The organism is Extensimonas soli, assembly GCF_029211265.1.
Taxonomy (GTDB): Bacteria; Pseudomonadota; Gammaproteobacteria; order Burkholderiales; family Burkholderiaceae_C; genus Extensimonas; species Extensimonas soli.
This window is the reverse complement of sequence record NZ_JARGEL010000011.1, coordinates 23,559-49,128: the sequence shown is the minus strand read 5'-3', so window position 1 is coordinate 49,128 and position 25,570 is coordinate 23,559. Positions and strand designations below refer to the sequence as shown.

Here is a 25,570-nt window from a genome sequence, read left to right as displayed (position 1 = left end):
CAACAAATAGCTGAGACACTGTGCAGCTATTTTTATGGCTTGAGCATGAGCGCCGGAAATGGTTTAATTCCAGGGACTGCAGGTGACCGGGCTACTGAAATCAGTCGCGGTCCATAGTGATCAAAGAAAAACGAACAGTGAAGGAGAGGGATGAGTGTCTTTTCATCCGACGTGAGCCTGCGTCGGTTTTTCATAATCGTCGCATGGCTGGTCTCTAGCCAATCGGCCTTAGCCCAGAAGTTCCCAGAAGTGGCGTTTGCCGGATTCGCGTACTCCGGTTTGGCAAGCACAACGGCTGAGCGTTTTCCTCACTCAACGCGCTATGAGAAGGAACTACGAGATGCTGGAACGCCGATTGGTCAGAGAGTCACCCAGATGCTGGATGCCACGCCCCCCAGCCATCTCCGAATCATCCCGCAGATCGAGTCATTGAAAGGGCGCGATCAAGCGCTAGCCGTAGCTCTGGTCATTGGCGCAGAGACCGTCTCCGTCGAACAGTTCGGAAACGCGCACAAGCTTATGGTTCTGATTCGTGGACAGGCCATGTTCTTCGACTTCAAGTCGATGAATGTCGTGCGATCCTATCCGATCAGCTTTGCTTACATCGATCTGTTGAATCACCCGCCGACCACCGATGAGGTCCAGGCTCGGGTTAAGCTGGTCTATCAGGGCACAGGTGACAAATCCGGTGTGATAGCGCGCTTCGTTCAGAGCGTGGTGAAGGCACAGCTCCCAGCGACCGTCCCTCGATATCTTCAGGTTACATCCGTCCAGCTCAAGCCTGAGGCGTTGGTAGTACTGCCGACATACATCAAGGGCCAGCCTGGCGCCGCGGAGACTTGGGCTGCTGACCTGGTTAGCGAAGCCATCTCCACGCGCGTCGGTGTGCCGATCGTGCCATACGCCAAGGGCTACGCCATTGGAAACGTGATGTCAATGAAGATCTCTGACGGTACGGTGTACGAACTCAAGCTTCCCCAGCCTGACTATGAGATTAAGGTCGAGCTGTCCGGATTCCGGAAGGTCAAGTTCAGCGAAGTCCAGGGTGGTGCCTCGAGCTTTGTGTACGGCGCTTACGCCCAAATGCATATCGAAGAGCCACTAAGCCGTAAGACCTACCTGAGCACCGCCCTGAAGAACGGCGAAACACGCGTGATTCCGGCCAGCCAGAGCTATGTGGACGACTTCCCCCACTATTACGACGCAGTGAACGGACTGTTCGTGAAGCTGGCGCAGGCAATGGATGGCAAGGGTGACGAGAAGTGGCTTCGAAGCGCGGCATCCGCCAGGGATATCGATCAACAGATAGCAAGTACCAGGGAGTTGATGCAGCAATGCAAATAATGAAATACCTCATCGCGGTGGTTCTCACCGCTCTCGCCATGCAGGCTGGCGCGCAGGTGCATCAGGCACGCGGTCAGTTCGCACTAAGCTACAAGGATTCCGTCGGCACGTTCAGTCGCAAAGAAGCTCCTGCGGAGATCAAGCAGAAAGCCCAGCAAGAAGCCGCGTTGAAGGCTGTCGAGACATACTTTGCTGAAGCCGGCCAGTCGGAGTCCGCGAACTTCGACACCATCCGCGCGAAGATCCTAGAGAACCAGAGTCGCTACATCCTGGACACCACAGTGATCTCGGAAGCGGACAACACCAAGGATCTCCAATACTCCGTGGTCGTCCGTGTCTCGCTGAATGTCGCGAACCTGCGCAATGCAGTGCAGGCCAGTTCAGCCGTTGCCAAGGCAGCTGATGCCGAGAAGTCAGCACTGAGCTTCGTGTTCGTGTCCCGTCAGGTCGACTCGAACAAGAAATACGACGATCGCGTGTATAAGCGCGAAGACCAGGCTGCCACCCTCTCTGTGGCACGTCAGGATCGGAATGCAGTCTCGGAGAAGACCAGCGAAGGCGAGTCGATCAAACGTTCGCAGATCAGCACCCATGGCAGTACGTCGCAAGAGTCCGATCGTGGTGTTGATATTTCAGCGAAGTCCACTCGCACATCGGAGACTGGTGGAAGCACTTTCAGCCGTGCCAATGAATCGACGTGGCGCGTTATACCAAGCGCAAATCTGAACCAGGTGTTTATCGCCCAGTTCTCCCAGGCCGGGTACGACGTCATCGAAGCCGCAATGGTCGAGTCCGACAAGTTTAAGGTCTCGGAAATTGAGGCTGACTACAAGTCGGGAAGCGACCTGCAGCCCAAGACCCTGCGCTCCATCGCTGCCGGCATGAAGGAAGCTCAGATCCCGTACATCGCCCTGGGTACGCTGGACGTCGGCTTCCCAGACAAGGATCCTCAAACGGGACTAGTGCGGGTGTCGGTCACCGTCAATGCCAAGGTCTGGGACGTCACGCGCCCCATTCCACGCACTCGGGCAGCCGTAGGACCGGTGGTCTATTCCGGTGTTGGCCCCAGCGAAGACGAAGCTCGTGGTAGCGCACTCAAGTCTGCTGCCAGCAGCGCATCGCAAGAGCTCTCTAGCCGCATGACCACGATGGGTCTCCGCTAAACCGCATTCCACGCCGGCAGCGCCCTACCCGGCGCGTGTACACCATTCATCTCAACGAAAGTCTCATCATGAAGAGAATCCTCGCCCTCTCGATCGCCGCCAGTATGCTGGCAGCAGCTCCAGTCAGCCACGCACAGTTCGGCAATCTTCTAGGCGCAGTCAAGTCTGCAGGCGGTTCGAGCGGTGGTGCAGACGTCGGCGCCCAGCAGGACCAGCTCGTTCGCTCCTACGTTGCAGCCGGCAAAGATGTCTCCACGGCGAACTCGCACCTACTCGATGCACTGGGCATCAAGGCACAGGCCGTGAATGCTGCCGCGACGTCGGACGCCCTGTCTGCCAAGGACATCGAGGAACAGGACAAAGCCATCAGCGCCGATACCGCCGCCGTGTCTGAAGCACTCAAATCGGGCGCAACGCTCAAGGACAGCGAGGCCAAGGCCAAGTACGCCCAGGGCCTCCTGTTCCTGGCAAAGGGCGTGAAGAAGTACATGAACATGAGCAAGGACGCTCAAGGTTTCACCTCTGGCTTGTCCAGCGTCTCGCCCATGCAGCTCGGTAAGCTCCAGGCCGGCATCTACGTTGCTAAGAGTGCACCAACCAGCCTGTCGAACCTCACCAGCGTCCTGAAGAGCGCCGTGGACTTCGCCAAGACCAACGGCGTTGTGATTCCTCAAGACGCCACGAGCCTGCTGTAAGAAGAGTTGTCGAACTGATAGTGAGAGCATCATGACGCATAAAACTCGAATCTGCACGCTCGTTTTGCTCATGGGCCTGCTATCGGCTTGTGGCAAGAAAGAAGAGGCCACAGCACCAGTGCCTGCGCCATCGGCCAGCGCTCCCGCTGCACCCGCATCGAAGCTTGGCGGTCCTGATTTCGGTGGCGTGACCAAGGTCACCCGCGAAGTAGAAGCGGTAGGCAGTACTCCAGAGCTGGCCGTGGTGTCGGCACTCCAGTCGGCAGTGGCACAGGTCAACGGCGTTCGTGTGGCCAGTCAGATGCAAAGCGTTCGCGCCTCATTGAGCGTGACCGCGACCGGACAAGGTCCGTCATTGGTGCAAGCGGATGCGTTCGGCCAGAAGCTCCTCGCTGCCAGCCAAGGCACCGTAACCGGATACGAGATCCTGTCGCAAGAGGAGGTCGACAAGATCGACGAACAGACCATCGAGAAGGTTCGCGCGAGCGATGGCGGATACAGCTATTCGGCATCGGCATCATCTTCCCGGAAGGCCAACGTGGATGTCAGTGAGAGCGCCAGTCTGAACGCTGGCAAGGATAACGCTCAGTACTCTGGCTCTTTCTCTGGTTCCACCTCCTCCAACGAGAAAGCCAATGTGGACGTCAAGCGCGGCGCGAGCTCGTTCGAATCGGACGTGAACCATCAGAAGATGCGCAGCTACTGGAAGGTGCGCGTCCGTGTCGATGTCGCTCAGTACCGTGCGCCTGATGAACAGGGCCGTCCAAAGATCGTCGTTGCGATGCCCAAGACAGGCACTGCAAGCTATCCAGTGGGCGACGGCCGTGAGAACGCGATCGCAGTGGCCAGCGCTGTCCGTGGCCGGCTCTCTGACATCCTGACGCAGACGAAGCGCTTCATCGTTCTGGACCGCGAATTCGGCAGCGATATACAGGCGGAGATCGACCATATCAACAGCGGCAACGTCCGCGTGCAAGACAGCGCGCGTATCGGTCAGCAGTTGGCGACAGATCTGATCCTCATTCCTACCATCGAGCGCTTTGAGTACGTCCGTAGCGTCCGCAAGCTCCGCATGGCCGACCGGGAACTGGTGTCCTACTCCGGCGGCGGTCGCATCACCCTCCGCCTCCTGAATGCTGCCACTGGTGAAGTCGTCATGTCCGACACCTTCGAGCACAAGCTTGCGTCCGCTGATCCGAGCACCCTGCCGCGCGTTGTGGATGGGCCGGGCATGGTCGCGGAAATGATGGATTCCCTGGCTGGCCAGATCGGCGGAGCTATCGTGACGGAGATCTTCCCTGTCACGGTGGTGTCGATGACGGGTGACCAGGTTGTTCTGAGCCAAGGTGGCGAGTCCTTGCAAGCCGGTCAGCACTGGCAAGCAGTGCTCCTGGGCGATGAACTGAAGGATCCTCAGACGGGCCGCTCCTTGGGCCGCCACGAGGTGCCCCTGGGAACGGTGCGCGTTGATCGTGTTTCGACGCAGACCTCGTACGGAACGTTGCTTGAAGGGGCCGATGCAGTTGCTGGGAAGCCGTTCCAGCCCGGTGGGATCGTGCTGAAGAGTAAGGTGACCGCGAAGGTGATGTCGTCAAAGCCCGCAGACAGTCAGGCGCGCGAGCCTTCGACTCAGCCAGTATCCGCGCAACCTGCTCGTCAGAGCGCTCGTCTGCAACGGAGCCAGGAGTCGGCAGCAACGCCTGCCCCACGAGCGCCAGCCCCTGCTCCAGACGAAAGCAAGTGGTAATGGGCCATCGGGTCCGCTAGCCTATGCGAGCCTCTTGAGAAGCCACTTACTCACGGGGGACAGGCGGCCTGCCAGCTTGTAGTCCTCCGGCTCTGAGTGAAGCGTCCCGGGTTTCGCAGAGGCTCAAAAGGTCGTTCTCGTCCATGTCGTTGGGTATTAGTGACCGAGCGACCGGTCTGGAGAACGCTTCGGTCATTCAAGCCGCCGCTGGTCGAATGTCCGGTAACGACTGGCGCCGGTCGCCCAAGCCGACGACGACGAGTGGCTCAAATCAGCCTGAAGCTGCCTGCCGGGTATCAGTGCACAACTGCCCGAGCGGCAGGCCTGCCGGCTGATGGTGGACTTGCTGGAGCTGGCGGATCGGTGCAACGTCGTGGCGCAGCTGGCGCAAGAGCTCAGCGACTTGCACGCACGCGGCGAGTTGCCCGACATCGACAAGCTGCGCACGCAGTTTGCGCCACGCCAAACCTTGATGCCTGAGGTGCGCGTGGTGCTGCCGGCTGCGGCCGACTACGACGCACTGCTGGAGGCGGCATGAGCATGACGGCCACCACATTGACGAGCACCACACGGACGGCGGCCGATGCGGCACGTGTACCTCTGATGCTCAGCGAACTGCGGCTGCCCACGATCAAGCGACTGTGGGCCGATCTGGCCGAGCAGTCCAACCGCGAGGGCTGGCCAGCGCAGCGCTTTCTGGGTGCGCTGCTGGAGCACGAGATGGCCGAGCGCGAGACGCGGCGACTGGCGCGCGCACGCGCAGACAGCCAGCTGCCGCCGGGCAAGAGCCTCAGCGAGTTCGACTTCGCGGCCGTTTCCACGGTCTCCAAGGCCCATGTCATGGCGCTGGCAGAAGCCGACAGCTGGATCGCGCAAGGCCACAACCTGCTGGCCTTTGGCCCGCCTGGCGCCGGCAAGACGCACTTGATGGCCGGCATCGGCCACGCCCTCATCGAGCGGGGCCACAAGGTGCTGTTCAGCCGCACCAGCGAGCTGGTGCAGCGTCTGCAGGCAGCACGCCGGGATCTGCGACTGCCCGCCGAGCTGGCCAAGCTCGATCGCTTCGACCTGCTGGTGCTCGATGACTTCAGCTATGCCAAGCGGGACCAGGCCGAGACATCGGTGCTCTTCGAGCTCATCTGCGAGCGCTATGAGCGCAAGAGCATCGCCATCACTGCGAACGCGCCGTTCTCTGAATGGGATCAGGTGTTTCCGGACAAGGCCATGACGGTAGCAGCCGTCGACCGCCTGGTCCATCACGCCACCATCCTGGAGATGAATGTGGAGAGTTACCGACGCCGCGCTGCGTTGCCGGCGCGCCGGCAACGCAGCGCACCAGCGGCGCAATGATCACCGCCTGACCGCACCGCTCAGGATAATTGTCGTTGACCGCTCAGGATAGTTGACGCCGGACAAGCTGTCATCGGGCCACTCAGGGGTGGTTATCCAGCGTTTCTTGTTCGAGTGGATGTTGTAGCGGGCTTGTTCCCGATCGGACTCGATGCTGATCCAGTCCTTGCGATCGAGCTTCACAGCTCGTGACAACGACGAATACCACGTCTCATAGCCCATCAACGGGTGCGTGACCGGCAGTATGAAGGTGTTGCCGTTCTCGTAAATGCCTTGGTAAAGGTCGGCTTGCCACAGGCGTGGGACGCGGTACTTGGCAACGACATCCCGAGCGATCAGCCACCATTCATCGCCAGCGCGCGAAAGGTAAACGGATTTTGTGCGCTCGACATCGGGATGAATGCGGAACGGCTTGTTGTGGGGGATGGCCACAGGGACCGGGATCTGGTCGCCGTCTTCCAAGGCGAACTGGTCTAGGCTGAACGGCTCTGTGTTACGCATGATGGGACTCCTCCTTTTGCGGAGGGTTGGGATCGACGGCAGACGGCTGTGGCCGCATGCGCTCGCGTAGCCATTCCTCAACAGCCAGTTCGTCGTAGCGCACCGAACGGCCGATGTGAATACAAGGTGGCAAGCTGTCCGGATCGATCATCCGCAGCCGTTCGATGGTGGTGGTGGACAGGTGGAGGCGCTCGGCCAACCAGGTGGTGGGCTGCAGGCGCCGAAGGATCTTGATAGTCATCTGATCTCCTTGCGATGAAAACAGTCACAGGTGGCCGAACGCCGCCTGCTAATCAGATGTTGGAAACCGGGTGGCTGTGGGAGCGGGCTCCAGTCCTTGTACGCGTGTAGCCTGCTGGATACAATCGACCCCATGTTCACCGTCATTGAAACTGAGCGCTTCAGCAGCTGGCTTGCAGGCCTGCGAGACATGCGAACGCGAGTAAGACTGGTTGCGCGTTTGCGGAAGGCGACGCAGGGCAACCTGGGTGATGTCAAGCCCGTGGGTGAAGGCGTGTGGGAGATGAGGGAGTTTTTCGGTCCCGGTTGGCGTATGTATTGCGTGCAGCGGGGTGAAGTGTTGGTGGTGATGCTGGGTGGTGGTGAGAAGTCCTCCCAGCAAAAGGACATTGCAGCCGCGCAGGCCTTGGCCAAGGAGATTGACCTATGAGCAAGTTGAAGACCCGAACTTTCGATGCAGCCAACTACCTCACCAATGAGGAGGAGATGGCGGAGTACCTCACTGTCGTGATGAAGGAGGGTGATAGCACACTGCTGGCTGCGGCCTTGGGGGACATTGCCAAGGCGCGTGGCATGACGCAGTTGGCCCGTGACACAGGTCTTTCACGCGAGAGCCTTTACAAGAGCCTCTCGGGTGAGCGGGCACCTAGCTCCGATACGCTGTTCAAGGTGATCAGAGCCTTGGGCTTTGAACTGAATATCCGCCCTGCTGCACACTCCCACTGACAGACCTTGTCTGGTCGCTGGCTGGTCACAGCCACTTCCAAGCTGTTCCAACTCAGGGGATAGGAGCGCCGTCAGCTCTGGGGTTCGCCGCACGCCCGTTGCGCTGATCAGCCAGCAAAACCCGGGTAAATCCAACCAGCACCAAGTCGCAGCAGGAAGGTGGGATACCCTGCTTCAAGAATTCGATCCCCGCCAGCCGCACCACTTCTTGAAGCCCAGGCCCCATGCGGCTCGAGCATCCCTAGTGTAGTGTTTGATGCTTGATGCGACAAATAAAACCGATGGATTTTTGGTCTGGGCAAGGCGCAAACCGCAGCGATACTGGGTGGTATCGCGAGAATTTGCAACGCGGCCCGGGCCGAAAAGACGCGGTTTTATGTCGCAGATAGCGTCGAACACTACACTAGAAACCTGTCGGACTTTGGGCGTCGAAAGCGAGAATGCGCCGTGCTATGCAGCCTGTCGGACTTTGGAATCGTCGGCTGCGAATGTGCCGCAGCGGCCCATTTTTTACCGTCTTCTTGCCCCATAGTCCCGCTATGGGGCGGCGAATCCGGCAAAACTGGTCACGCTGGGGCGCATTCTCGCTTTCGACGCCCAAAGTCCGACAGGCTGCTATGGGGCAAGAAGACGGTAAACCTTCACCCCCTTCACTTACCCGGCGCCTCCTGGGGATTGGAGGCCGCCCCTGCGCTGCTTGCAGCAAAGTGGTCGAACGAAGCATAGCGCGCCGGCACGGGCCGGCCTTTGCCATCGACCAGACGCAGGCCCGGCTGCGCCTCTATGCGCCCTATGCGCGTGACTGGGGTCGCGCTGGACAGCGCCGCGGCGGCGACGGCGGCGCGCCGGGCGGGCGCGGTGGTGAAGAGCAGCTCGTAATCGTCGCCACCCGCGAGCGTGCAGCGGCGCAGGAATTCGCCGTCGGTTGCAGGGTCGAATTCAGAGTCAAATAGGCCGCTAGCGCTCGATAGTTCTGCGTAAGCAGCTATCAATAGCGTAGTCACCGAACAGTCTATGCAAGCGCCCACGCCCGAGGCTTGCAGGATGTGGCCGAGGTCGCCGAGCAGGCCGTCGCTGACGTCGATCGCGCTGCTCGCCACGCCGCGCAGCGCCAGGCCCAGCGCGACGCGCGGCGTGGGCTGCTCCAGGCGCGCGCGCGCCGCGGCGAGCACGGTGGGCGGCAGGCGCCAGTGCGCGGGCAGGCGACCCTGCAGCGCCGCGAGCGCGAGGGCGGCGTCGCCCAGCGTGCCGCTCACGTACACATCGTCGCCGGGCCGTGCGCCGCTGCGCAGCAGGGCCTGGCCCGCGGGCACCTCGCCCAGCACGGTGATGCTGAGGTTGCGCGGCCCCTGCGTGGTGTCGCCGCCCACGAGCGCGCAGCCGTGCGCGTCGGCCAGCGCGAACAGGCCGCGCGCAAAGCCCGCGAGCCAGTCCTCGTCTGCCTCGGGCAGCGCGAGCGCCAGCGTGAACGCGAGCGGCCGCGCGCCGCACGCGGCGAGGTCGGACAGGTTCACCGCGAGCGCCTTGTGCCCGAGCCGCTCGGGCGCGACGTCGGCAAAGAAATGCCGGCCCTCGACCAGCATGTCGCTCGAGATCGCCAGCTGCATGCCCGGCGCGGGCGCGAGCAGCGCGCAGTCGTCGCCCACGCCCAGCACCACACGGCCGGCCGGGCCCGGTGCAGGTGCAGGCACAGGGCGGGTGAAATAGCGCGCGATCAGTTCGAACTCTCCCATACGCTGGCTCCTTGGTTTTCCCGTTCCTGGCGCGCGGCTCACACCGCCGCACCGCGAAAGCGCAGCGCCGCCTGGCGGCTGACTTCGGCGAGCTGCTGCTCGCGCTGCTGGCATTCGCGCAGCCAGCGCGCGTCGTTCTGGCCGGCTTCGACCTGGCTGCGCAAAAGCTGAAGCGCGGGTGTCGCGCCGCGCGCCGCGGCGTGGCCGGCGATGCGCTCCATGGTCAGCAGCAGGTGTTCGCGCAGCGGCAGGTGTGCGCCGCTGGCCGGATCGACATAGACCGCATCGAGCCCGAAGCGGCAGGCCTGGAAGCGGTTGTAGGTATAGACGAGGTAGTCGTCCTCGGCGGGCATGAAGGGCTGCTCGGCAAGGAACCACGCGCCCAGCGCCTGCACGAAGCCCGCGAGCGCGGCGGCGCGCTCTATGGTCAGCGGCGTGTCGAAGACGCGGATTTCTACCGTGCCGTACTCGGGCTTGGGGCGGATGTCCCAGTAAAAATCCTTCATGCTCTTGACCACGCCGGTGCGCGTCATCTTGTCGAAATACTGCGCGAATGCGTCCCAGGTCAGCACGAAGGGCGCGCGCCCCGAGAGCGGGAACGCAAACACCGAATTGAGCCGCGCCGAGTCGAAGGCCGTGTCGTGCCCCTGCACGTAGGGGCTGGACGCCGACAGCGCAATGAAGTGCGGGATGTAGCGCGACAGCCGGTGCAGCATGAGCAGCGCGGCGTCCGCGTCGGGGCAGCCGATGTGCACGTGCTGGCCGAAGATCGTGAACTGCTTGGACAAGTAGCCATAGAGTTCGGAGAGCTCGCGAAAGCGCGGCTTGTCGTAGATGCGCCGTTCGTGCCATTCCTGGAAGGGGTGCGTGCCACCGCCGACCACGGCGATGTTGAGCTTGTCGGCGCTTTGCACGAGCGCGTCGCGGATCTGCCCGAGCTGGCCCAGCACCTCGCCGGCCGCATGGCACACGCCGGTGGAAATCTCGATCATGCTGCTCGTCATCTCGGGCACCACGCTGCCGGGCAGCGCGGTCTTGCGCACCAGACGCAGCATGTCCTCGGCGTAGGGCGCGAGGTCGTAGTCGTGCGTGCTCACGAGCTGCAGCTCCAGCTCCACGCCCAGCGTCAGCGGCTCGGAATGCGAAAAAGGCTCAAGCGGCATGGTCACCTCCTGCGTTTTCGCTTGTTTCGTTGCCCGGCACGCGCCGCAAGAGCGGTGCCAGCGGCGCAAGTGGCGCCAGGGGCCGGGGGCTCTCGCCCGCGCGGGAGAGCGCCACCGTGGCGATCATCGCGCCCAGCAGCTCCATGAGCAAAATCGCCGGCAGCGCCACGCGCGCGATCTGCGCACCCGTGTCCGGCGCGGCGCTGGCAAACTGCGACACCAGCAGCAGCGCCACGGCAGACATGGGCATGAGCGCGCCGCCTACCCAGAACGCCTGCTTCCAGCTCGCGCCGCTGCCCACCTTGCCCAGCGCCACGCCCACGGCCTTGGCCAGCAGGCGCACGCCCACGAGCGTGAGCGCGAGCTGGGTCACGGCCGCATCCCAGTCGGCCTGCGCGGCCACGGCCGAGACCAGCACAAACATCAGCATGCCCAGCAGCGTCGCGGCGCTGCCCGGCTGGCGCGGCCAGGCCCAGGGGCGCGGGTAGATCTGCTTGAGCAGCATGCCCGCAAGCAGTGCCGCGAGCGGCGCCGAACCGCCCAGGTGCGCGGCCACGGCCGCCGCCGCGGCGATTAGCGCGAGCAGCAGCACGGCGGTGTTCTCGCCCGCGGGGCTCATCCAGCGCAGCGCCAGGCGCAGTGCAAGCGCGAGCAGCGCCGCGACCGCGATGGACACGCCCAGCACCATGAGCACGGGAAGGACGGCGCCCAGCAGGCCCTCGCTCGGGCGGTTCATCTGCTCGGCGCGCGCCGAGCCCAGCGCCAGCGCCCACAGCGTGGAAAGCGTGGCGAGCACCGTGGCGCGGTCGGTCACCGGGCCCGTGGCGCGCGTGTCGGCCACCACGCGCACGAGCACTGCAGGCGAGGCCGCGATCGCCACGAGCGCGAGCGGCCCTGCGACCTGCGCCGGCAGCTCCAGCCAGCGCAGCGTCGCATAGACGGCAAAGTAGGTCAGCGCCGATTCCAGCAGGCTTTGCACGAGCACCATGGGGTTGTGGCGAAACCAGCGCAGCGGAATGCGCCCGCCGCATTCAAACAGCACCACGGCCAGGCTCAGTTCGAGCAGGAACAGCGCAATGCCCTGCAGCGGCCAGACCGCGCCGTTGAAGCCCGCGAGCCCCGCGAGCGTGCCGACCGCGGCGTAGCCCAGCACCTGCGGCAGCCCCAGGGCGCGCTGGCACCACGAGCCCGCCAGCGCTGCGACGGCGAGCAGCAGCGACCACTGCACCACCGGCAGCCCGGCCGAGGGACGCAACCACTGCGCCCAAAAGTCCAGGATGGTGTTCATCATCTTGCGCAAACTCCTTTCTTCTTCAGCAAGCGCTGGCGCCGCAGTGGCGCCGCCGGGGAGCGCATCACGTCGGCCCGAAATGCCCGCAACCAAGGGGCCGATCAGGCCGCGCCGCGCTGCGGCAGAAAGAAACTCAGCGGCGCGTGGCGCCAGCGTGCGCGCAGCGCGGCGTAAATCCGTGCGCGCTCCACACCCGTGACGTTGCGCGCGCGCAGCGCCACACGAAAAGCCAGGTAAAAACTCACGCCCACATTGAGCGCGCCGATCAGCGGCAAGGTGGCAACGGCCCACCACAAGGCGCTCTGCTGCAACACCTGCCAGCCGAGCGCGGCACAGGCCGCGGCCACCTGGCCCGTGGAGAGTGTGACATGGCGCACGTCCAGACCCAAACCAAAAAACCCTGCAAGCGCAGGCACCAAACCGAGCATGAAACCCAGCGACACGTTCGCCGCGAGGCCAGAAACGTTATGGCGCAAGAACTGCGCCCAGCGCGCCGCGCGTGCGACGCCCAGGCGCGCCGTGATGCCAGGGTGGTAGCGCAGCGCCGAGTCGAGCCGGTAGAGCACGAAGGCGTTTTCCGCCCAGCCAGCGACGATGCTCGAGGCAAAGAGCAGCACGCCCGTCAATGCGGCAAACGCCAGCGAGGGCCCGAGCAGGTGCAGCGACTCCAGCACATGCTTTGCCTGCGCGGTGCTGATGGCTGGCGCCCCCGTGGCCCAGGCGAGCAGCGCCGCGAGCGCCAGCACCGCCGGGAACACCACGAGCACGTTGCCCAGCACCGCCGCCACCTGCGAACGCACGAGGTGCGTGACCTCATCGACGAACGATTCCACCGCCTCCCCGCCACCCAGCTCGTGCAGCTTGGCGGCCATGGCCGGCGCGGTCATCGCGGGCTGCTTGGTGGCCACGGTGCAGTGCAGCAGCTGGATCAGCACGAAGCTCAGCGCGTAATTCATGCCCGCCCAGAAGCCGCCCCAAAACGGCGACAAGGCGAGCGCGTAGATGCCGAACTTGAGCAGCGTGGTCGGCGCCATCAGCGCGCCGCCGCCTGCGGCCATGCGCAGCATGGCGCGGTATTCGTGCGGCGTGCGCGTGATGTAGTGCTCGCCCGTCTCGGCGCTGCGCTCGGCAATGCGCGCGGACAGCAGCGAGGCATTGGTGGCAAATAGCGCGCGCAGGCTGCGCCGCTGCTGCTGCACCTGCACGAGCTGCGCCAGCAGGCGCGCTGCGGCCTGCGCGGGCTGCGGCGCGAGCAGGCAGTCGAGCAGGGCACGCACGCGCACGATGCGCTCGCGCAGCTGGCGCAGGCGAAACACCAGTCCCACCGAAATGCCCTCGTCCTCGAAATGCGCGTACACCGTGGCCGCCGCGGCGCGGCAGGCTTCGAGGCGCGTGCGCAGCTGCTGCGCGGTGGCCTGCAGCCGCTCGGGCGTGCGCAGCGGGTGCAGCACCTCTACGCGCAGGCTCTCCACCTCGCGGATCAGCGCATGAAAAGGCTGGTCGGCACGTGCCTGCGCGCTCATGCGCAGGCGCAGCTCGGGCGCGAAGCCGGTCGCCAGAATCTGCCCCGCGCAGTAGGTCATGGCGTCGAGCAGTGTGCGCTGCCACAGCGTGGGGCCGGCGGCGTCCTTTGCGCTCTCAGTCTGTGCGCCCTCGGCCGCTGCGTCCGGCAACGGCGCGAGCAGCGCCTGCAAGCGCGCGAGCAAATCTACATCCAGCGCCTGCAGCCACTGCGCATCGAAGGGGCCCGGCAGCGCGAGCGCGAACAGCTCGGCCGCGTCTATGGTCTCGGGGCTGTGCGGCAGCAGGCGCTCGCGCAGGCGCGCACCAAGCTCGCTGAGCAGCGCCGTGCGCGGCGCGAAGCCGAAGTCGGCGAGCAGCGTGGTCACGTCCACGGTTTCGAGCAGCAAGGCCCAGCAGGCTTGCAGGCGCGCGCGCAGCGGCGGGCGGGCCTGCACGGCATCGATGAACGATCCCAGCCGGTCGAGCGCCGCGGGCACCGAATCCTGCGCACCGCGTACCCACGCGAGCAGCCCGAGCAGCCAGAGGTGGCGCGCGACCAGCCCGGCTTGCGGCTGCAGCAAGGTGTCGGGCTGCGGCGGCGCGGGAGGCTCCAGCGCCGCGAGCAGCGCGGCCAGATCGGGGGCGGCGCGGCGCCTCGTCAATGCAATACCCGTCCTTTGGAGCTCGCGCCCGGCGCGTCGGGGTCGGCCGCTTCGAGCACGAACAGGGGAATCTCGCAGTCGAACGGCGTGCCGTCCTCGCCCACACAGAGGTAGTGGCCGTGCATGGTGCCGCTGGCGGTGCGCAGGCTGCAGCCGCTCGTGTACTGGAAGGATTCGCCCGGCTGCAGCAGCGGCTGGTGACCGACCACGCCCAGGCCCTTGACCTCTTCGGTGTGGCCATGCGCGTCGCAGATGACCCAGCGCCGCGCGATCAGCTGCGCGGGCGCCGTGCCGGTGTTCGTGATGGTGATGGTGTAGGCGAAGCGGAACATGCCCGTGCCGGGCGTGGACTCTTCGGGCAGGTATTCAGGCTCGGCCGCGACGGCGAAGCGGTACGTGGGCTGGGGATGTTTGGACGCTGGCTTGGACATGCGGCGATGGTAACGGCGCAGGCCGGAGGCTTGCACGGCCTGCCGGCATTACCCATTACCCATTACCCGCGCGCCGCAAGAATCCACTCGGCGGCCTTTTCGGCCAGCATGAGCGTGGGCGAGTTGGTGTTGCCGCTCGTGATGGTGGGCATGGCGCCCGCATCGACCACGCGCAGGCCGGCCACGCCGCGCACGCGCAGCTCGGGGTCGAGCACGGCCATGGGGTCGTCCGCGCGCCCCATTTTGGTCGTGCCCACGGGGTGGAAGATGGTGGTGGCGATGTCGCCCGCGAGGCGCGCGAGCTCCTCGTCGCTCTGGTACTGCGGGCCGGGTTTCCACTCCTGCGGCTGGTACTTTTGCAGCGCGGGCTGGGCAACGATGCGGCGCGTCACGCGCAGGCTGTCGGCGGCCACCTGGCGGTCTTCGGGCGTGCTCAGGTAGCACGGCGCGATCGCGGGCGCATCGGTGAACTGCGCGCTGCGGATCTGCACCGTGCCGCGGCTCGTGGGGTTGAGGTTGCACACGCTCGCCGTGAAGGCGGGAAAGCGGTGCAGCGGCTCGCCGAAGGCGTCGAGCGAGAGCGGCTGTACGTGGTATTCGAGGTTGGGGTGCGCCAGCTCGGGGCGGCTGCGCGTGAACGCGCCGAGCTGCGAGGGCGCCATGCTCATGGGGCCGCTGCGCCACAGCGCGTATTCGAGGCCGATGCGCGCCTTGCCCCAGAGCGAGTGGGCCAGCGTGTTGAGCGTGCGTGCGCCCTGCACCTTGAAGACGGCACGGATCTGCAAGTGGTCCTGCAGATTCGCGCCCACGCCGGGCAGATCGTGCAGCACCGCGATGCCGTGGCGCTGCAGCAGCGCGCCCGGCCCTATGCCCGAGAGTTGCAAAAGCTGCGGCGAGTTGACCGCGCCCGCGCTCAGGATGAGTTCGCGCGCGGCGTGCGCCGTGACCATCTCCTGGCCCGTCCAGACCTGCACGCCCGTGCAGCGCAGGCTGCCGTCCGCCTGGCGCTGCACGAGCAGGCGGCTGGCCTGCGCGCCCGTCCACATCTCGAAATTCGGCCGGCCGTAGCACGCGGGGCGCAGGAAAGCCTTGGCGGTGTTCCAGCGCCAGCCGCCTTTCTGGTTGACCTCGAAGTAGCCCACGCCCTCGTTGTCGCCGCGGTTGAAGTCGTCGGTGGCGGGGATGCCGGCCTGCTGCGCGGCCTGCGCGAAGGCGTCGAGAATGTCCCAGCGCAGGCGCTGCTTTTCGACGCGCCACTCGCCCGTGCCGCCCAGGCGTCGGTGGCCGTGCAGGCGCGCGAAGTCTTCGCTGGCGGTTTCGGGGCGGTCGAGCCGCCAGTGGTCTTCGTGGCGGCGAAAACAGGGCAGCACCGCGTCCCAGCGCCAGCGTGCATCGCCCGTGAGCGCGGCCCATTGGTCGTAGTCGCGCGCCTGGCCGCGCATGTAGATCATGCCGTTGATGCTGCTGCAGCCGCCCAGCACCTTGCCGCGCGGGTAGCGCAGCTGGCGGCCGTTGAGGCCGGGGTCGGGCTCGGTCTGGTAGAGCCAGTCGGTGCGCGGGTTGCCTATGCAGTAGAGGTAGCCCACGGGGATGTGGACCCAGGGGTAGTCGTCCTTGCGCCCGGCCTCGATCAGCAGCACGCGGCTGCGGCCGTCGGCGCTCAGACGGTTGCACAGCAGGGCACCGGCGGTGCCGCCGCCGATGACGATGTAGTCGAAGCGGGTGTCGCTCATGGCAAAGAGAGAGAGGAAGGAAGGCACGGCGCCTGAGATCCGCATGGTAGCGGGGCGACGGCACCACTTTTTCCCTGTCTGCAGAAGATATAAAAAATATAGCTGTGCACGCTGCAAAAATGGGCGCAAAAGCTCTTTTTGACCCAAATCCATGCGTCCGCCGAGACCCGCCATCCCGCTCGGGCACGCAAGTTCGTTACCATCCTTTTCCGATGAGCGACGCCGCCCCCCGCATTCTCTTGGTCGATACGCCGCAAGGCCCCTGCGCGCAGCTGCTGGGGCGCTGGGGTGCGGCCGAGTTTGGGCAGCGTGCACCGTGGCGCGCGCTGCGCGCCCAGCTGCGCGCCTGCCCGGCGCAAGGGGCGCAGGCGCCGGGCTGGGACTTGCGCGGGCTGCAGTGGCTCGACCATGTCGGCGCGCAGCTGCTGTGGAACCACTGGGGCCGCGCCTGGCCGCAGCGCCTGCAGCTCACCGACGCGCAGCGCGCCATGCTCGAGCGCGTCGCGCGCTTCACGGCCGAGGCGCCTGCGCCCACGCGCTGGAGCGCGGCCGCGCAGGTGGATCGGCTGGGCGGGCTGGTGTTGCGCGGGCTGGGCCATGCACTGCAGCTGCTGGAGCTCTTGGGTCAGCTCGCGCTCGACCTGCTGCGCCTTGCGCGCGCGCCGCGCCGCGCGCCCTGGCGCGATGTGTCGGGCCACGTGTACCGCATGGGCGCCACGGCCTTGCCGATCACGGCGCTCGTGGGCTTTTTGATCGGCGTGGTGCTGGCCTATCTGCTGTCGCTGCAGCTGCGCCAGTTCGGCGCCGAGTCGTTCATCGTGAACATTCTGGGTGTTTCGCTGATCCGCGAGCTCGGCCCCATGCTCGGCGCGATTTTGGTCGCGGGGCGCTCGGGCTCGGCGATCACGGCGCAGATCGGCGTGATGCGCGTGACCGAGGAGCTCGACGCCATGCGCGTGATGGGCATCCCCCACGGCTTTCGTCTGGTGCTGCCGCGCGCGCTCGCGCTCGCGCTGGCCATGCCGCTCATCAGCGTGTGGACCACGCTCGCGGCGCTGACCGGCGGCATGCTCGCGGCCGACGTCTCCATGGGCGTTTCGCCCGCGTACTTCGTGCAGGCCATGCCCGCCGCGGTGAAGTTCTCGAACCTGACGCTGGCGCTCGCCAAGTCGGTGGTGTTTGGCCTGCTGATTGCGCTCATAGGCTGCCACTGGGGCCTGCGCGTGAAGCCCAACACGCAGAGCCTGGGCGAAGGCACGACAGCCTCGGTCGTGACCTCGGTCACCATGGTGATCCTCGTCGATGCACTGTTCGCCGTGGCGTTCAAGAACATTGGGATGTGATGCCAAGCCCCAGCCAGACACCCAGCGTGCCGGCCGCAGCGGCTCTGTCCGCCGCGCCCGCTGCCAGCCCGGTTTCGAGCCCGGTTTCGAGCCTGGTTTCGAGCCCGTTGGCCGAGCCCGTGGTCGAGGTGCGCGGCCTGTGGACGGTGTTCGGCACCGGCGCCAAGGCCTTTGCCGTGCACCAGGACCTGGACCTCACGGTGCAGCGCGGCGAGATTCTGGCGCTCGTGGGCGGCTCGGGCACGGGCAAGACGGTGCTGCTGCGCCAGATGCTGGGCCTGGCCCAGCCCACGCGCGGCAGCGTCACGGTGCTGGGCCGCCCCGCCGCCGAGATGGGGCGCGAGGGCGCGGCGAGCCGCGTGGGCATGCTGTTCCAGCAAGGCGCGCTGTTTTCGGCCTTCGACGTGCTCGGCAACGTGGGCTTTGCGCTGCAGGAACTCGGCACGCTGCCCGCCGCGCTGGTGCGCGACGCGGCCCTGGTCAAGCTGCAGATGGTGGGCCTGCAGCCCGCGCACGCCACACGCATGCCAGCCGACCTTTCGGGCGGCATGGTCAAGCGCGTGGCGCTGGCACGCGCGCTCGTCATGGACCCGCCGCTCTTGCTCCTCGACGAGCCCACGGCCGGGCTGGACCCGAACAGTTCGGACGAATTTTGCGCGCTGCTGCGCGCGCTGCACCAGTCGCTGGGGCTCACCGTGGTCATGGTCACGCACGACCTGGACACGCTGTTCGCGCTGAGCACGCGCGTGGCCGTGCTGGCCGACAAAAAGGTCATCGTCACCGGCGCGCCGCGCGAGGTGGTGCACTTTGCGCATCCGTTCGTGCGCGAATTTTTCGGCGGCGAACGCGGGCGTCGCGCCCTGCTCGCGCTGCCCGAGGACGCGCCCGCCACCCCTTCTTTTCCCCAGGAGGCCTGATGGAAAACAAATCGCATGCCATCGCCGCCGGCGTGTTCGTGCTCGTGATGCTGGCCATGCTCGCGGGCCTGGTGCTCTGGCTCACGCGCGACAACGCGAACTACAAGCAATACGAGCTCTCCACCCCCGACGGCGTGAGCGGCCTGCAGCCGCAGGCGGCCGTGCGCTACAAGGGCGTGGCCGTGGGCAAGGTCACGCGCATAGGGTTCGACCCCAAGGCCAAGGGCAACGTGCTGATCCGCATCGCCGTGAACGAGCAGACACCCATCAGCGCAAAAACCTATGCCATGCTCAACTTCCAGGGCGTGACCGGCCTCGCGCACGTGCTGCTCGACGACGCCGACAAGCCCCAGCCGCCGCTGCCGCCGGGCGCCAGCGGCCTGCCGCGCCTGCCGCTGCGCAGCTCGCCCGTGGCCCAGATTGCCGAGCAGGCACCCATCATCCTGCACCAGATCGAAGAAAACACGCGCCGCCTGAACCAGCTGCTGGGCGACGAAAACCAGCTGCTGGTCCGCAACGCCATCGACCAGATCGGCCTGACCGCGGGCCAGCTGCGCACCTTGACCACGCACGTCGACGGCATCCTGATGCAGCGCATAGACCCGGCGCTCGCGGGCCTGCCGGCCACCTTGAGCGCCGTGCAGCAGGCAGGCAACGGTGTGGCGGCGCTCGCGCAGGAAGCCCGCCAGACCACCGCGCGCCTGAACGCCGCAGGCGGCGCCGTCGATCAGATCACGCAGGGCACGCAGTCCTTCACGCGCGCGGTCGAGCAGTTCGGCGGCAGCACCCTGCCGCGCATCAACCGCGCCACCGAGGAAAGCGCACGCACCGCGCGCCAGCTCGGGCGCGTGGCGGGCAACATCTCCGACAACCCGCAGGTGCTGCTCTTCGGCCCCGGCCGCGCGCCGCCCGGGCCGGGCGAGCCCGGCTTCACCGCCCCCGCCGCAGCCCTGGGAGCCCAACCATGAGAAATACTATTGATTCAGTAGCTGCTTATGCCCGTCAATGGGGCTTCATCGGCCTATTGCATGCCATTTTTCTGGGCACTGCGCTCACCGCCTGCACGGGCCTGCCCGCGCCGGCGCAGCGCCCCTTGATGTATGACTTCGGCCCCGCGGCGCCTGCCGCAGCATCGGCCTCGGCGCCTGCCGCAGCAGCGCACGCTGCGCCGGCCAAAGGCGCAAGCACTACAGCCGCCGCCCCGGCGCTGCCAGCGCTGGCGCTGGCCGAGGTGCAGGCCGGCGGCCTGACCGACGGCAGCAGCGCCGTGCTCTACCGCCTGGCCTACGCCAACGCCCAGCAGCTGCGCCCCTACACGCTCGCGCGCTGGAGCCAGCCGCCCGCGCAGCTCGTGCAGCAGCGCCTGCGCGCCGAACTCGGCCGCCACCGTGCGCTGCTCGACGCCAGCGACGCCGCCGCACTGAGCGACCCGCGCCCCGCCGTGCTGCGCGTGGAGCTCGAAGAATTCAGCCAGGTCTTTCAGACTCCCAGTGACAGCGTGGGCCTTTTGCGCCTGCGCGCCACCCTGGTCGAGCCCCGCCCCGAGGGCGTGGCGTTGCTGGGCCAGCGCGTGTTCAGCATAGAGCGCCCCGCCAAAAGCCCCGACGCCGCCGGCGGCACCCGCGCGCTCGCCGAAGCCGCGCAGCAGGCTGCGCAAGAAATCGACGTCTGGCTGCGTCAGTGGGGGCGGTAATCGGGGAATTGGGGAAATTGGGGTCAGATTCCAATTTCCGGGTGGTGACGGGGTAAAGGGAGGATGCCGGGAGTTGCGCCCGGCGGCGCACCTACTTTTCTTGTCTCGCCAAGAAAAGTAGGCAAAAGAAGGCGACCCTGCTGTCTGCGTCCCTGCCCGCCTAGCGGCGGTCAGGGCAACCTGCGGTGCTCGCACCCGGCGGGGTCGCGCGAAACTCGCTGCGCTACGCTTCGCTCAAACATCGCGCGCCCTTTTCCCGCCGGGCGCTGCGCTCCTCGGCGCATCCAGAAGGGCGGGGATACCCCACGGGCCGTCGCTACGCTCGGCCTGTTGCAAGGCGCCCGTCATTGCGAGCACCGCAGGGGCGCGGCAATCCATAAATTGGGGTCAGATTCCAATTTTCGGCGCGATCCCTGCACCTTGGATGAAATTGGAATCTGACCCCAATTTCCCTGACCTGCATCAACACCCCGGCGCGCGGCTTTTTCTAAGCTGCACGGCCCGGATTGGATTGCAAGGAGATCGAACATGGCCGCACTCGAATGGTCGGATGCCCTGGTGCTGGAATTGCCGTTGATGGACGACACGCACCGCGAATTCGTCGCACTGCTCGCCGCGGTGGACGCGGCCGACGAGGCACGCCTGCCCGCAGCCTGGGAGGCGCTCGTGGCGCACACCGAGGCGCATTTTGCGCGCGAGGACGCCTGGATGGCCGCGACCCGCTTTGCTTCGGGCAACTGCCACAGCACCCAGCACAAGGTGGTGCTGCAGGTGCTGCAAGAAGGCGCGGCGCGGCTCGCGCAGGGCGAGCCTGCCATGGTGCGCGCCTTGGTGGGCGAGCTCGCGCAATGGTTTCCGCAGCACACGCAGGCCATGGATGCGGCACTGGCGCTGCACCTGCGCCGTGTGGGTTTCGATCCGGCAACGGGCACCGTGCACGCGCCCGATGCGCTGCCGCAGGCGCTGATCCACGGCTGCGGCGGCGCCTCCTGCAGCGAGCCTGAGGCGCAGGCAGAGAGTGCGTGAGCAGGCGCTGCGGGCGCATTGCCGCAGCGCACATGGTCGTTATCGAACCCACGAATCGAGTGGGGCCGCCCTCAGGCCCGCGCCGGGATCGCCTCAGGGCCGGGTGATGCTGTTGTCGGTTCTGCGCACCGTTTCGCCTACGCGAAAGCCCGGGTCGCTCTGAAATTCATAAACCGCATTGCCACCTTGCGGGAAGTCCACGGTGACGGCCCATACGGTGTGTTTTTTGACCCTCTTTTCGATCTCCCGACCCGCGTAAGCGCCACCGGCAGCTCCTGCAACGGTCGCAAGCGTGCGACCCGTGCCGCCACCCACCTGGTTGCCCAGCAAGGCGCCTGCGACGCCACCAGCCACCAAACCTACGGGGCTGCCCTCGCCCTCTTTTTCAACCTGGCGCACGGAAACGACCTTGCCGCAGTCGGCGCAGGCCGGCTGCGCGGCGGCGCTGGACTTGGTCGGCGTCACGCCCGTGCGGGCCTTGGCCTCGGCCAGGGCCTGGTCGTATTCGGCCTTGGCGTCACGCTTGCACTGCATGCGGCCTGCGGACGTGGGCTCGCTGGCGCAGACCTTCACGTCCTGGTCGTAACGGGCCTTGGCCTGCTTGCTGTCCGCGGCGTATTGCGCCTTGGGCGACAGGGGCGCGGCAGGAGCAGCGGTTTGCGCCTGGGCCAGCGGCGCCAGGGCCCACAGGGCGGCGACGAGAGGGAGGATGCGTTGACTGCGCATGGGATTCCTTTGGTGAGGTGAAAAGAAGGAAGAAAAGACCTGCAAGACGCGAACATCCTAACGCCGCAGCACGCCCGTGCGACGACAGGCGGCCGGCTTTTCCACGGCGCTTGCCGGCAGCGGCATAGAGCCCTTACCCGCAGGGGCATGCCCGAGGGATACCCCAGCAAGCCCCCGCATACAATGCGCCGTTTCCTGCCCCGCGCCGGCCCGCCGCCCGCGCGCTGGCTTGTTTCCACCGCCTCGCTGGAGTTCGTTCCGTGCTGATTTCTTCCGCTTTTGCCCAGACCGCGCCGGCCGCCACTGCCGGCGGCGGCAATCTGATGTCCTCGCTCACGGGCATGATGCCCTTGGTGCTGATGTTCGTGGTGCTTTACTTCATCATGATCCGCCCGCAGATGAAGCGCCAGAAAGAACACCGCGCCATGATCGATGCGCTGGCCAAAGGCGACGAGGTCGTGACCTCGGGCGGCCTGGTCGGCAAGGTGACGCGCGTGTCGGAGGGCTTTTTGCACCTTGAAGTGGCCTCCGGCGTGGAAGTCCAGGTGCAGCGCAGCGCCGTCGCGCAGGTGCTGCCCAAGGGCACGCTGAGCACGGGCAAATAATCCCGGCGCGCGCGCCTTTTCCTGCATTTGGCGGGGCATGCGCCCCATTGTCTGCGAGCGATCTCATGAACCGTTACCCGGTCTGGAAGTACGCGATCCTGGTGGTCGTGCTGCTGGTGGGCGTGCTGTACGCCCTGCCGAATTTCTTTGGCGAGGCCCCGGCCGTGCAGGTCTCGCCGGCCAAGGCGAGCCTGAAGGTCGATGTGCAGGTGCAGGAGCGCGCCCTGCAGGCGCTGCAAAGCGCGGGCATCACGCCTGACCGCGTGAGCCTGGACGGCAATTCGCTGCGTGTGCGCGTGGACAGCCCCGACACGCAGCTCAAGGCGCGCGACGTGCTGCAAAAGGCGCTGGTACCCGACCCCAGCGACCCGCCCTACATCGTCGCGCTGAACCTGGTCTCGCGCTCGCCCGCCTGGCTCACGGCGCTGCACGCGCAGCCCATGTACCTGGGGCTGGACCTGCGCGGCGGCGTGCACTTCATGCTGCAGGTGGATATGCAGGCCGCGCTGACCAAGCGCGCCGAGGCGCTCGCCGGCGACCTGCGCACCACTTTGCGCGACAAGGGGCTGCGCCACGGCGGCGTGCGCCGCGACGGGCAGGCGGTGCAGGTGCAGCTTGCGGACGAGGCCACGCTGACGGCGGTGCGCAATCTGGTGGCCGATCAGTTCCCCGAGCTGCAGGCCAGCAGCGCGCCCGACGGCAACGGTTTTCAGCTGACGCTGGCCATCAAACCCGAGGCCGCGCGGCGCGTGCAGGAGCAGGCGCTCAAGCAGAACATCCTGACGCTGCACAACCGCATCAACGAGCTTGGCGTGGCCGAGCCGGTGATCCAGCAGCAGGGGCTGGACCGCATCATCGTGCAGCTGCCCGGCGTGCAGGACACCGCCAAGGCCAAGGACATTTTGGGCCGCACCGCGACGCTCGAGGTGCGCATGGTCGACGAGAGCGCCGAGGCGCGCGCGGCCGAGGCCGGCACGGGCCCCGTGCCCTTCGGCGCGGAGCGCTACCCGGACCGCGCGGGCCAGCCCGTGATCGTGAAAAAGCAGGTGATCCTTACGGGCGACAACCTCACCGACGCGCAGCCCGGCTTCGACAGCCAGACGCAGGAGCCCACGGTGAACCTGACGCTCGACGCCAAGGGCGCGCGCATCTTCCGCGACGTCACGCGCGAGAACGTGGGCAAGCGCATGGCCATCATCCTGTTCGAAAAGGGCAAGGGCGAAGTGGTCACGGCGCCCGTGATCCGCACCGAGATTGGCGGCGGGCGCGTGCAGATTTCCGGGCGCATGACCACGGCCGAGGCCAACGACACCGCGCTGCTGCTGCGCGCGGGCTCGCTCGCCGCGCCCATGGAGATCGTCGAGGAATACACCATAGGCCCGAGCCTGGGCGCCGACAACATCGAGCGCGGTATCCACAGCGTGGTCTGGGGGCTGATTGCCATTGCCGTCTTCATGTGCGCCTACTACATGCTGTTCGGCGTGTTTTCGAGCATCGCGCTGGCCGTGAACGTGCTGCTGCTGATTGCCGTGCTGTCGATGTTGCAGGCCACGCTCACGCTGCCGGGCATCGCCGCGATGGCGCTGGCCATAGGCATGGCGATCGACTCGAACGTGCTCATCAACGAGCGCATCCGCGAGGAACTGCGCGCGGGCGTGGCGCCGCAGGCGGCCATCCACGCAGGCTACGAGCGCGCCTGGGCGACCATTCTGGACTCGAACGTGAGCACGCTGATCGCGGGCCTTGCGCTGCTGGCTTTTGGCTCTGGGCCGGTGCGCGGCTTTGCCGTGGTGCACTGCATAGGCATTTTGACGAGCATGTTCTCGGCGGTGTTCTTCTCGCGCGGCCTCGTGAACCTCTGGTACGGGCGCAAGAAAAAGCTCAAGAGCGTGGCCATAGGCCAGGTCTGGAAGCCCGACACCGACCAGAGCGCCGCGAATCCCGCGAACGCATCGAAATAAACAAGGCCGGCCCAGGCACCCAAGGAACAAGCCATGGAGTTTTTCCGCATCCGCAAAGACATCCCGTTCATGCGCCACGCGCTGGTGTTCAACGCGATCTCTTTCATCACCTTCGCGCTCGCGGTGTTCTTTCTGCTCACGCGCGGCCTGCACCTGTCGGTCGAATTCACGGGCGGCACCGTGATGGAGGTGGCCTACAGCCAGCCTGCCGACCTCGCGCAGGTGCGTGAGGCCGTCTCGCGCCTGGGCTACGCCGACGTGCAGGTGCAGAGCTTCGGCACCGCGCGCGACGTGCTCATCCGCCTGCCGGTGCAAAAAGGCGTGGGCTCGGCGCAGCAAAGCGAGCAGGTGCTGGGCGCGCTCAAGGCCAGCGACCCGGCAGTGCAGCTGCGCCGCACCGAGTTCGTGGGCCCGCAGGTGGGCGAGGAGCTGGTGCGCGGCGGCCTCATGGCGCTGGCCGTGGTGGTCGTGGGCATCGTGATTTACCTCGCGTTTCGCTTCGAGTGGAAATTCGGCGTCGCCGCAATCATCGCGAACCTGCACGACGTGGTCATCATCCTGGGCTTTTTTGCGTTCTTCCAGTGGGAATTTTCGCTCTCGGTGCTCGCGGCGGTGCTCGCGGTGCTCGGTTATTCGGTCAACGAATCGGTGGTGATCTTCGACCGTATCCGCGAGGCTTTCCGCAAATACCGCAAGATGAGCACGCCCGAGGTCATAGACCACGCGATCACCAGCACCATGAGCCGCACCATCATCACGCACGGCAGCACCGAGGCCATGGTGCTGTCGATGTTCTTCTTCGGCGGGCCCAGCCTGCACTACTTTTCGCTGGCGCTGACCATAGGCATTCTGTTCGGCATTTATTCCTCGGTGTTCGTGGCCGCGGCGATCGCGATGTGGCTGGGCGTGAAGCGCGAAGACCTGGTTGCGGGCGAGAAGAAAAAAGAGGGCGACCCGAACGACCCGAACGCCGGCGCCGTGGTGTGACGGCCGATGCCCAGGGTATGACAAACTGAG

General features: G+C 66.2%; 25 protein-coding genes. 16 read left to right on the top strand and 9 right to left on the bottom strand.

The window, feature by feature from the left end; translation table 11 throughout:
• Positions 1–150: 150 nt before the first annotated feature.
• The 6 genes from PYV55_RS03320 (at position 151) to istB (ending at position 6,299) form a co-directional block, all read left to right on the top strand.
• Positions 151–1,344 (top strand): hypothetical protein, encoded by a 1,194-nt coding sequence (locus PYV55_RS03320; RefSeq protein WP_275849251.1) that lies wholly within the window; start codon positions 151–153, stop codon positions 1,342–1,344.
• Positions 1,344–2,507 (top strand): hypothetical protein, encoded by a 1,164-nt coding sequence (locus PYV55_RS03315; RefSeq protein ID WP_275849249.1) that lies wholly within the window; start codon positions 1,344–1,346, stop codon positions 2,505–2,507. The genes PYV55_RS03320 and PYV55_RS03315 overlap by 1 nt, the downstream gene beginning before the upstream one ends.
• Before the next feature lie 68 nt (positions 2,508–2,575).
• On the top strand, positions 2,576–3,202 hold the full coding sequence (locus PYV55_RS03310; protein WP_275849247.1) for a hypothetical protein: 627 nt from the start codon (positions 2,576–2,578) through the stop codon (positions 3,200–3,202).
• A gap of 31 nt (positions 3,203–3,233) precedes the next feature.
• Positions 3,234–4,949, top strand: coding sequence for a CsgG/HfaB family protein (locus PYV55_RS03305; RefSeq protein ID WP_275849245.1), 1,716 nt, complete (start codon positions 3,234–3,236; stop codon positions 4,947–4,949).
• Positions 4,950–5,283: 334 nt separating this feature from the next.
• The gene (locus tag PYV55_RS03300; protein ID WP_275849243.1) at positions 5,284–5,487 is read left to right on the top strand and encodes a hypothetical protein; all 204 of its coding nucleotides are present in this window, start codon (positions 5,284–5,286) and stop codon (positions 5,485–5,487) included.
• Positions 5,484–6,299 carry an IS21-like element helper ATPase IstB gene (gene istB / locus PYV55_RS03295; protein WP_275849241.1) on the top strand — a complete coding sequence of 272 codons (816 nt, stop codon included), beginning with the start codon at positions 5,484–5,486 and terminating at the stop codon, positions 6,297–6,299. The genes PYV55_RS03300 and istB overlap by 4 nt, the downstream gene beginning before the upstream one ends.
• Here the strand turns inward: istB and PYV55_RS03290 are convergent, their stop codons facing one another.
• The gene (locus PYV55_RS03290) at positions 6,300–6,800 is read right to left on the bottom strand and encodes a hypothetical protein (RefSeq protein ID WP_275849239.1); all 501 of its coding nucleotides are present in this window, start codon (positions 6,798–6,800) and stop codon (positions 6,300–6,302) included.
• The gene (locus PYV55_RS03285; RefSeq protein ID WP_275849238.1) at positions 6,793–7,041 is read right to left on the bottom strand and encodes a helix-turn-helix transcriptional regulator; all 249 of its coding nucleotides are present in this window, start codon (positions 7,039–7,041) and stop codon (positions 6,793–6,795) included. Before PYV55_RS03285 ends, PYV55_RS03290 begins: the two co-directional genes overlap by 8 nt.
• Before the next feature lie 132 nt (positions 7,042–7,173).
• Between PYV55_RS03285 and PYV55_RS03280 the strand changes: the two genes are divergently transcribed.
• Positions 7,174–7,470 (top strand): type II toxin-antitoxin system RelE/ParE family toxin, encoded by a 297-nt coding sequence (locus PYV55_RS03280; RefSeq protein ID WP_275849236.1) that lies wholly within the window; start codon positions 7,174–7,176, stop codon positions 7,468–7,470.
• A complete protein-coding gene (locus PYV55_RS03275) occupies positions 7,467–7,766 on the top strand; it encodes an addiction module antidote protein (protein ID WP_275849234.1) in 300 nt (99 codons plus the stop codon). The genes PYV55_RS03280 and PYV55_RS03275 overlap by 4 nt, the downstream gene beginning before the upstream one ends.
• 650 nt (positions 7,767–8,416) lie before the next feature.
• On the opposite strand, the gene thiL is transcribed toward PYV55_RS03275, so the two are convergent.
• From thiL to PYV55_RS03245, 6 genes are all read right to left on the bottom strand, one after another.
• A complete protein-coding gene (gene thiL, locus PYV55_RS03270) occupies positions 8,417–9,499 on the bottom strand; it encodes a thiamine-phosphate kinase (protein ID WP_275849232.1) in 1,083 nt (360 codons plus the stop codon).
• A gap of 38 nt (positions 9,500–9,537) precedes the next feature.
• Complete coding sequence (locus PYV55_RS03265; protein ID WP_275849230.1) at positions 9,538–10,662, bottom strand: YbdK family carboxylate-amine ligase; 1,125 nt, start codon at positions 10,660–10,662, stop codon at positions 9,538–9,540.
• Positions 10,652–11,950 (bottom strand): cation:proton antiporter domain-containing protein, encoded by a 1,299-nt coding sequence (locus PYV55_RS03260; protein ID WP_275849416.1) that lies wholly within the window; start codon positions 11,948–11,950, stop codon positions 10,652–10,654. The genes PYV55_RS03265 and PYV55_RS03260 overlap by 11 nt, the downstream gene beginning before the upstream one ends.
• A gap of 104 nt (positions 11,951–12,054) precedes the next feature.
• The gene (locus tag PYV55_RS03255; RefSeq protein ID WP_275849228.1) at positions 12,055–14,118 is read right to left on the bottom strand and encodes a site-specific recombinase; all 2,064 of its coding nucleotides are present in this window, start codon (positions 14,116–14,118) and stop codon (positions 12,055–12,057) included.
• Positions 14,115–14,549 (bottom strand): Co2+/Mg2+ efflux protein ApaG, encoded by a 435-nt coding sequence (gene apaG, locus PYV55_RS03250; protein WP_275849226.1) that lies wholly within the window; start codon positions 14,547–14,549, stop codon positions 14,115–14,117. The genes PYV55_RS03255 and apaG overlap by 4 nt, the downstream gene beginning before the upstream one ends.
• A gap of 62 nt (positions 14,550–14,611) precedes the next feature.
• Positions 14,612–16,282, bottom strand: a complete 1,671-nt coding sequence (locus PYV55_RS03245) for a GMC family oxidoreductase (protein ID WP_275849225.1) — start codon at positions 16,280–16,282, stop codon at positions 14,612–14,614.
• 212 nt (positions 16,283–16,494) lie between these two features.
• Between PYV55_RS03245 and PYV55_RS03240 the strand changes: the two genes are divergently transcribed.
• The 5 genes from PYV55_RS03240 (at position 16,495) to PYV55_RS03220 (ending at position 21,261) form a co-directional block, all read left to right on the top strand.
• Positions 16,495–17,625: an MlaE family ABC transporter permease gene (locus PYV55_RS03240; protein ID WP_275849223.1), complete on the top strand. Its 1,131-nt coding sequence runs from the start codon at positions 16,495–16,497 to the stop codon at positions 17,623–17,625.
• On the top strand, positions 17,625–18,542 hold the full coding sequence (locus tag PYV55_RS03235) for an ABC transporter ATP-binding protein (RefSeq protein ID WP_275849221.1): 918 nt from the start codon (positions 17,625–17,627) through the stop codon (positions 18,540–18,542). The genes PYV55_RS03240 and PYV55_RS03235 overlap by 1 nt, the downstream gene beginning before the upstream one ends.
• Complete coding sequence (locus tag PYV55_RS03230; RefSeq protein WP_275849219.1) at positions 18,542–19,510, top strand: MlaD family protein; 969 nt, start codon at positions 18,542–18,544, stop codon at positions 19,508–19,510. The genes PYV55_RS03235 and PYV55_RS03230 overlap by 1 nt, the downstream gene beginning before the upstream one ends.
• Positions 19,507–20,235, top strand: coding sequence for an ABC-type transport auxiliary lipoprotein family protein (locus PYV55_RS03225; protein WP_275849217.1), 729 nt, complete (start codon positions 19,507–19,509; stop codon positions 20,233–20,235). The genes PYV55_RS03230 and PYV55_RS03225 overlap by 4 nt, the downstream gene beginning before the upstream one ends.
• Before the next feature lie 528 nt (positions 20,236–20,763).
• Positions 20,764–21,261: a hemerythrin domain-containing protein gene (locus PYV55_RS03220; RefSeq protein ID WP_275849215.1), complete on the top strand. Its 498-nt coding sequence runs from the start codon at positions 20,764–20,766 to the stop codon at positions 21,259–21,261.
• A 93-nt stretch (positions 21,262–21,354) separates the two neighbouring features.
• On the opposite strand, the gene PYV55_RS03215 is transcribed toward PYV55_RS03220, so the two are convergent.
• A complete protein-coding gene (locus PYV55_RS03215; protein WP_275849213.1) occupies positions 21,355–21,987 on the bottom strand; it encodes an outer membrane lipoprotein in 633 nt (210 codons plus the stop codon).
• Positions 21,988–22,247: 260 nt separating this feature from the next.
• On the opposite strand from PYV55_RS03215, the gene yajC reads away from it, so the two are divergent.
• From yajC to secF, 3 genes are all read left to right on the top strand, one after another.
• Positions 22,248–22,592, top strand: a complete 345-nt coding sequence (gene yajC / locus PYV55_RS03210) for a preprotein translocase subunit YajC (protein WP_275849211.1) — start codon at positions 22,248–22,250, stop codon at positions 22,590–22,592.
• A 65-nt stretch (positions 22,593–22,657) separates the two neighbouring features.
• The gene (secD, locus tag PYV55_RS03205) at positions 22,658–24,553 is read left to right on the top strand and encodes a protein translocase subunit SecD (RefSeq protein WP_275849209.1); all 1,896 of its coding nucleotides are present in this window, start codon (positions 22,658–22,660) and stop codon (positions 24,551–24,553) included.
• A gap of 33 nt (positions 24,554–24,586) precedes the next feature.
• A complete protein-coding gene (gene secF, locus PYV55_RS03200) occupies positions 24,587–25,540 on the top strand; it encodes a protein translocase subunit SecF (protein WP_275849207.1) in 954 nt (317 codons plus the stop codon).
• The last annotated feature ends 30 nt before the right edge of the window (positions 25,541–25,570 follow it).

Excerpts from the sequence above, each read along its gene's own strand:
- PYV55_RS03320 (WP_275849251.1), top strand. The coding sequence starts at position 151 with ATGAGTGTCTTTTCATCCGACGTGAGCCTGCGTCGGTTTTTCATAATC.
- PYV55_RS03315 (WP_275849249.1), top strand. The coding sequence starts at position 1,344 with ATGAAATACCTCATCGCGGTGGTTCTCACCGCTCTCGCCATGCAGGCT.
- PYV55_RS03310 (WP_275849247.1), top strand. The coding sequence starts at position 2,576 with ATGAAGAGAATCCTCGCCCTCTCGATCGCCGCCAGTATGCTGGCAGCA.
- PYV55_RS03305 (WP_275849245.1), top strand. The coding sequence starts at position 3,234 with ATGACGCATAAAACTCGAATCTGCACGCTCGTTTTGCTCATGGGCCTG.
- PYV55_RS03300 (WP_275849243.1), top strand. The coding sequence starts at position 5,284 with ATGGTGGACTTGCTGGAGCTGGCGGATCGGTGCAACGTCGTGGCGCAG.
- istB (WP_275849241.1), top strand. The coding sequence starts at position 5,484 with ATGAGCATGACGGCCACCACATTGACGAGCACCACACGGACGGCGGCC.
- PYV55_RS03290 (WP_275849239.1), bottom strand. The coding sequence starts at position 6,800 with ATGCGTAACACAGAGCCGTTCAGCCTAGACCAGTTCGCCTTGGAAGAC.
- PYV55_RS03285 (WP_275849238.1), bottom strand. The coding sequence starts at position 7,041 with ATGACTATCAAGATCCTTCGGCGCCTGCAGCCCACCACCTGGTTGGCC.
- PYV55_RS03280 (WP_275849236.1), top strand. The coding sequence starts at position 7,174 with ATGTTCACCGTCATTGAAACTGAGCGCTTCAGCAGCTGGCTTGCAGGC.
- PYV55_RS03275 (WP_275849234.1), top strand. The coding sequence starts at position 7,467 with ATGAGCAAGTTGAAGACCCGAACTTTCGATGCAGCCAACTACCTCACC.
- thiL (WP_275849232.1), bottom strand. The coding sequence starts at position 9,499 with ATGGGAGAGTTCGAACTGATCGCGCGCTATTTCACCCGCCCTGTGCCT.
- PYV55_RS03265 (WP_275849230.1), bottom strand. The coding sequence starts at position 10,662 with ATGCCGCTTGAGCCTTTTTCGCATTCCGAGCCGCTGACGCTGGGCGTG.
- PYV55_RS03260 (WP_275849416.1), bottom strand. The coding sequence starts at position 11,950 with ATGAACACCATCCTGGACTTTTGGGCGCAGTGGTTGCGTCCCTCGGCC.
- apaG (WP_275849226.1), bottom strand. The coding sequence starts at position 14,549 with ATGTCCAAGCCAGCGTCCAAACATCCCCAGCCCACGTACCGCTTCGCC.
- PYV55_RS03245 (WP_275849225.1), bottom strand. The coding sequence starts at position 16,282 with ATGAGCGACACCCGCTTCGACTACATCGTCATCGGCGGCGGCACCGCC.
- PYV55_RS03240 (WP_275849223.1), top strand. The coding sequence starts at position 16,495 with ATGAGCGACGCCGCCCCCCGCATTCTCTTGGTCGATACGCCGCAAGGC.
- PYV55_RS03235 (WP_275849221.1), top strand. The coding sequence starts at position 17,625 with ATGCCAAGCCCCAGCCAGACACCCAGCGTGCCGGCCGCAGCGGCTCTG.
- PYV55_RS03230 (WP_275849219.1), top strand. The coding sequence starts at position 18,542 with ATGGAAAACAAATCGCATGCCATCGCCGCCGGCGTGTTCGTGCTCGTG.
- PYV55_RS03225 (WP_275849217.1), top strand. The coding sequence starts at position 19,507 with ATGAGAAATACTATTGATTCAGTAGCTGCTTATGCCCGTCAATGGGGC.
- PYV55_RS03220 (WP_275849215.1), top strand. The coding sequence starts at position 20,764 with ATGGCCGCACTCGAATGGTCGGATGCCCTGGTGCTGGAATTGCCGTTG.
- PYV55_RS03215 (WP_275849213.1), bottom strand. The coding sequence starts at position 21,987 with ATGCGCAGTCAACGCATCCTCCCTCTCGTCGCCGCCCTGTGGGCCCTG.
- secD (WP_275849209.1), top strand. The coding sequence starts at position 22,658 with ATGAACCGTTACCCGGTCTGGAAGTACGCGATCCTGGTGGTCGTGCTG.
- secF (WP_275849207.1), top strand. The coding sequence starts at position 24,587 with ATGGAGTTTTTCCGCATCCGCAAAGACATCCCGTTCATGCGCCACGCG.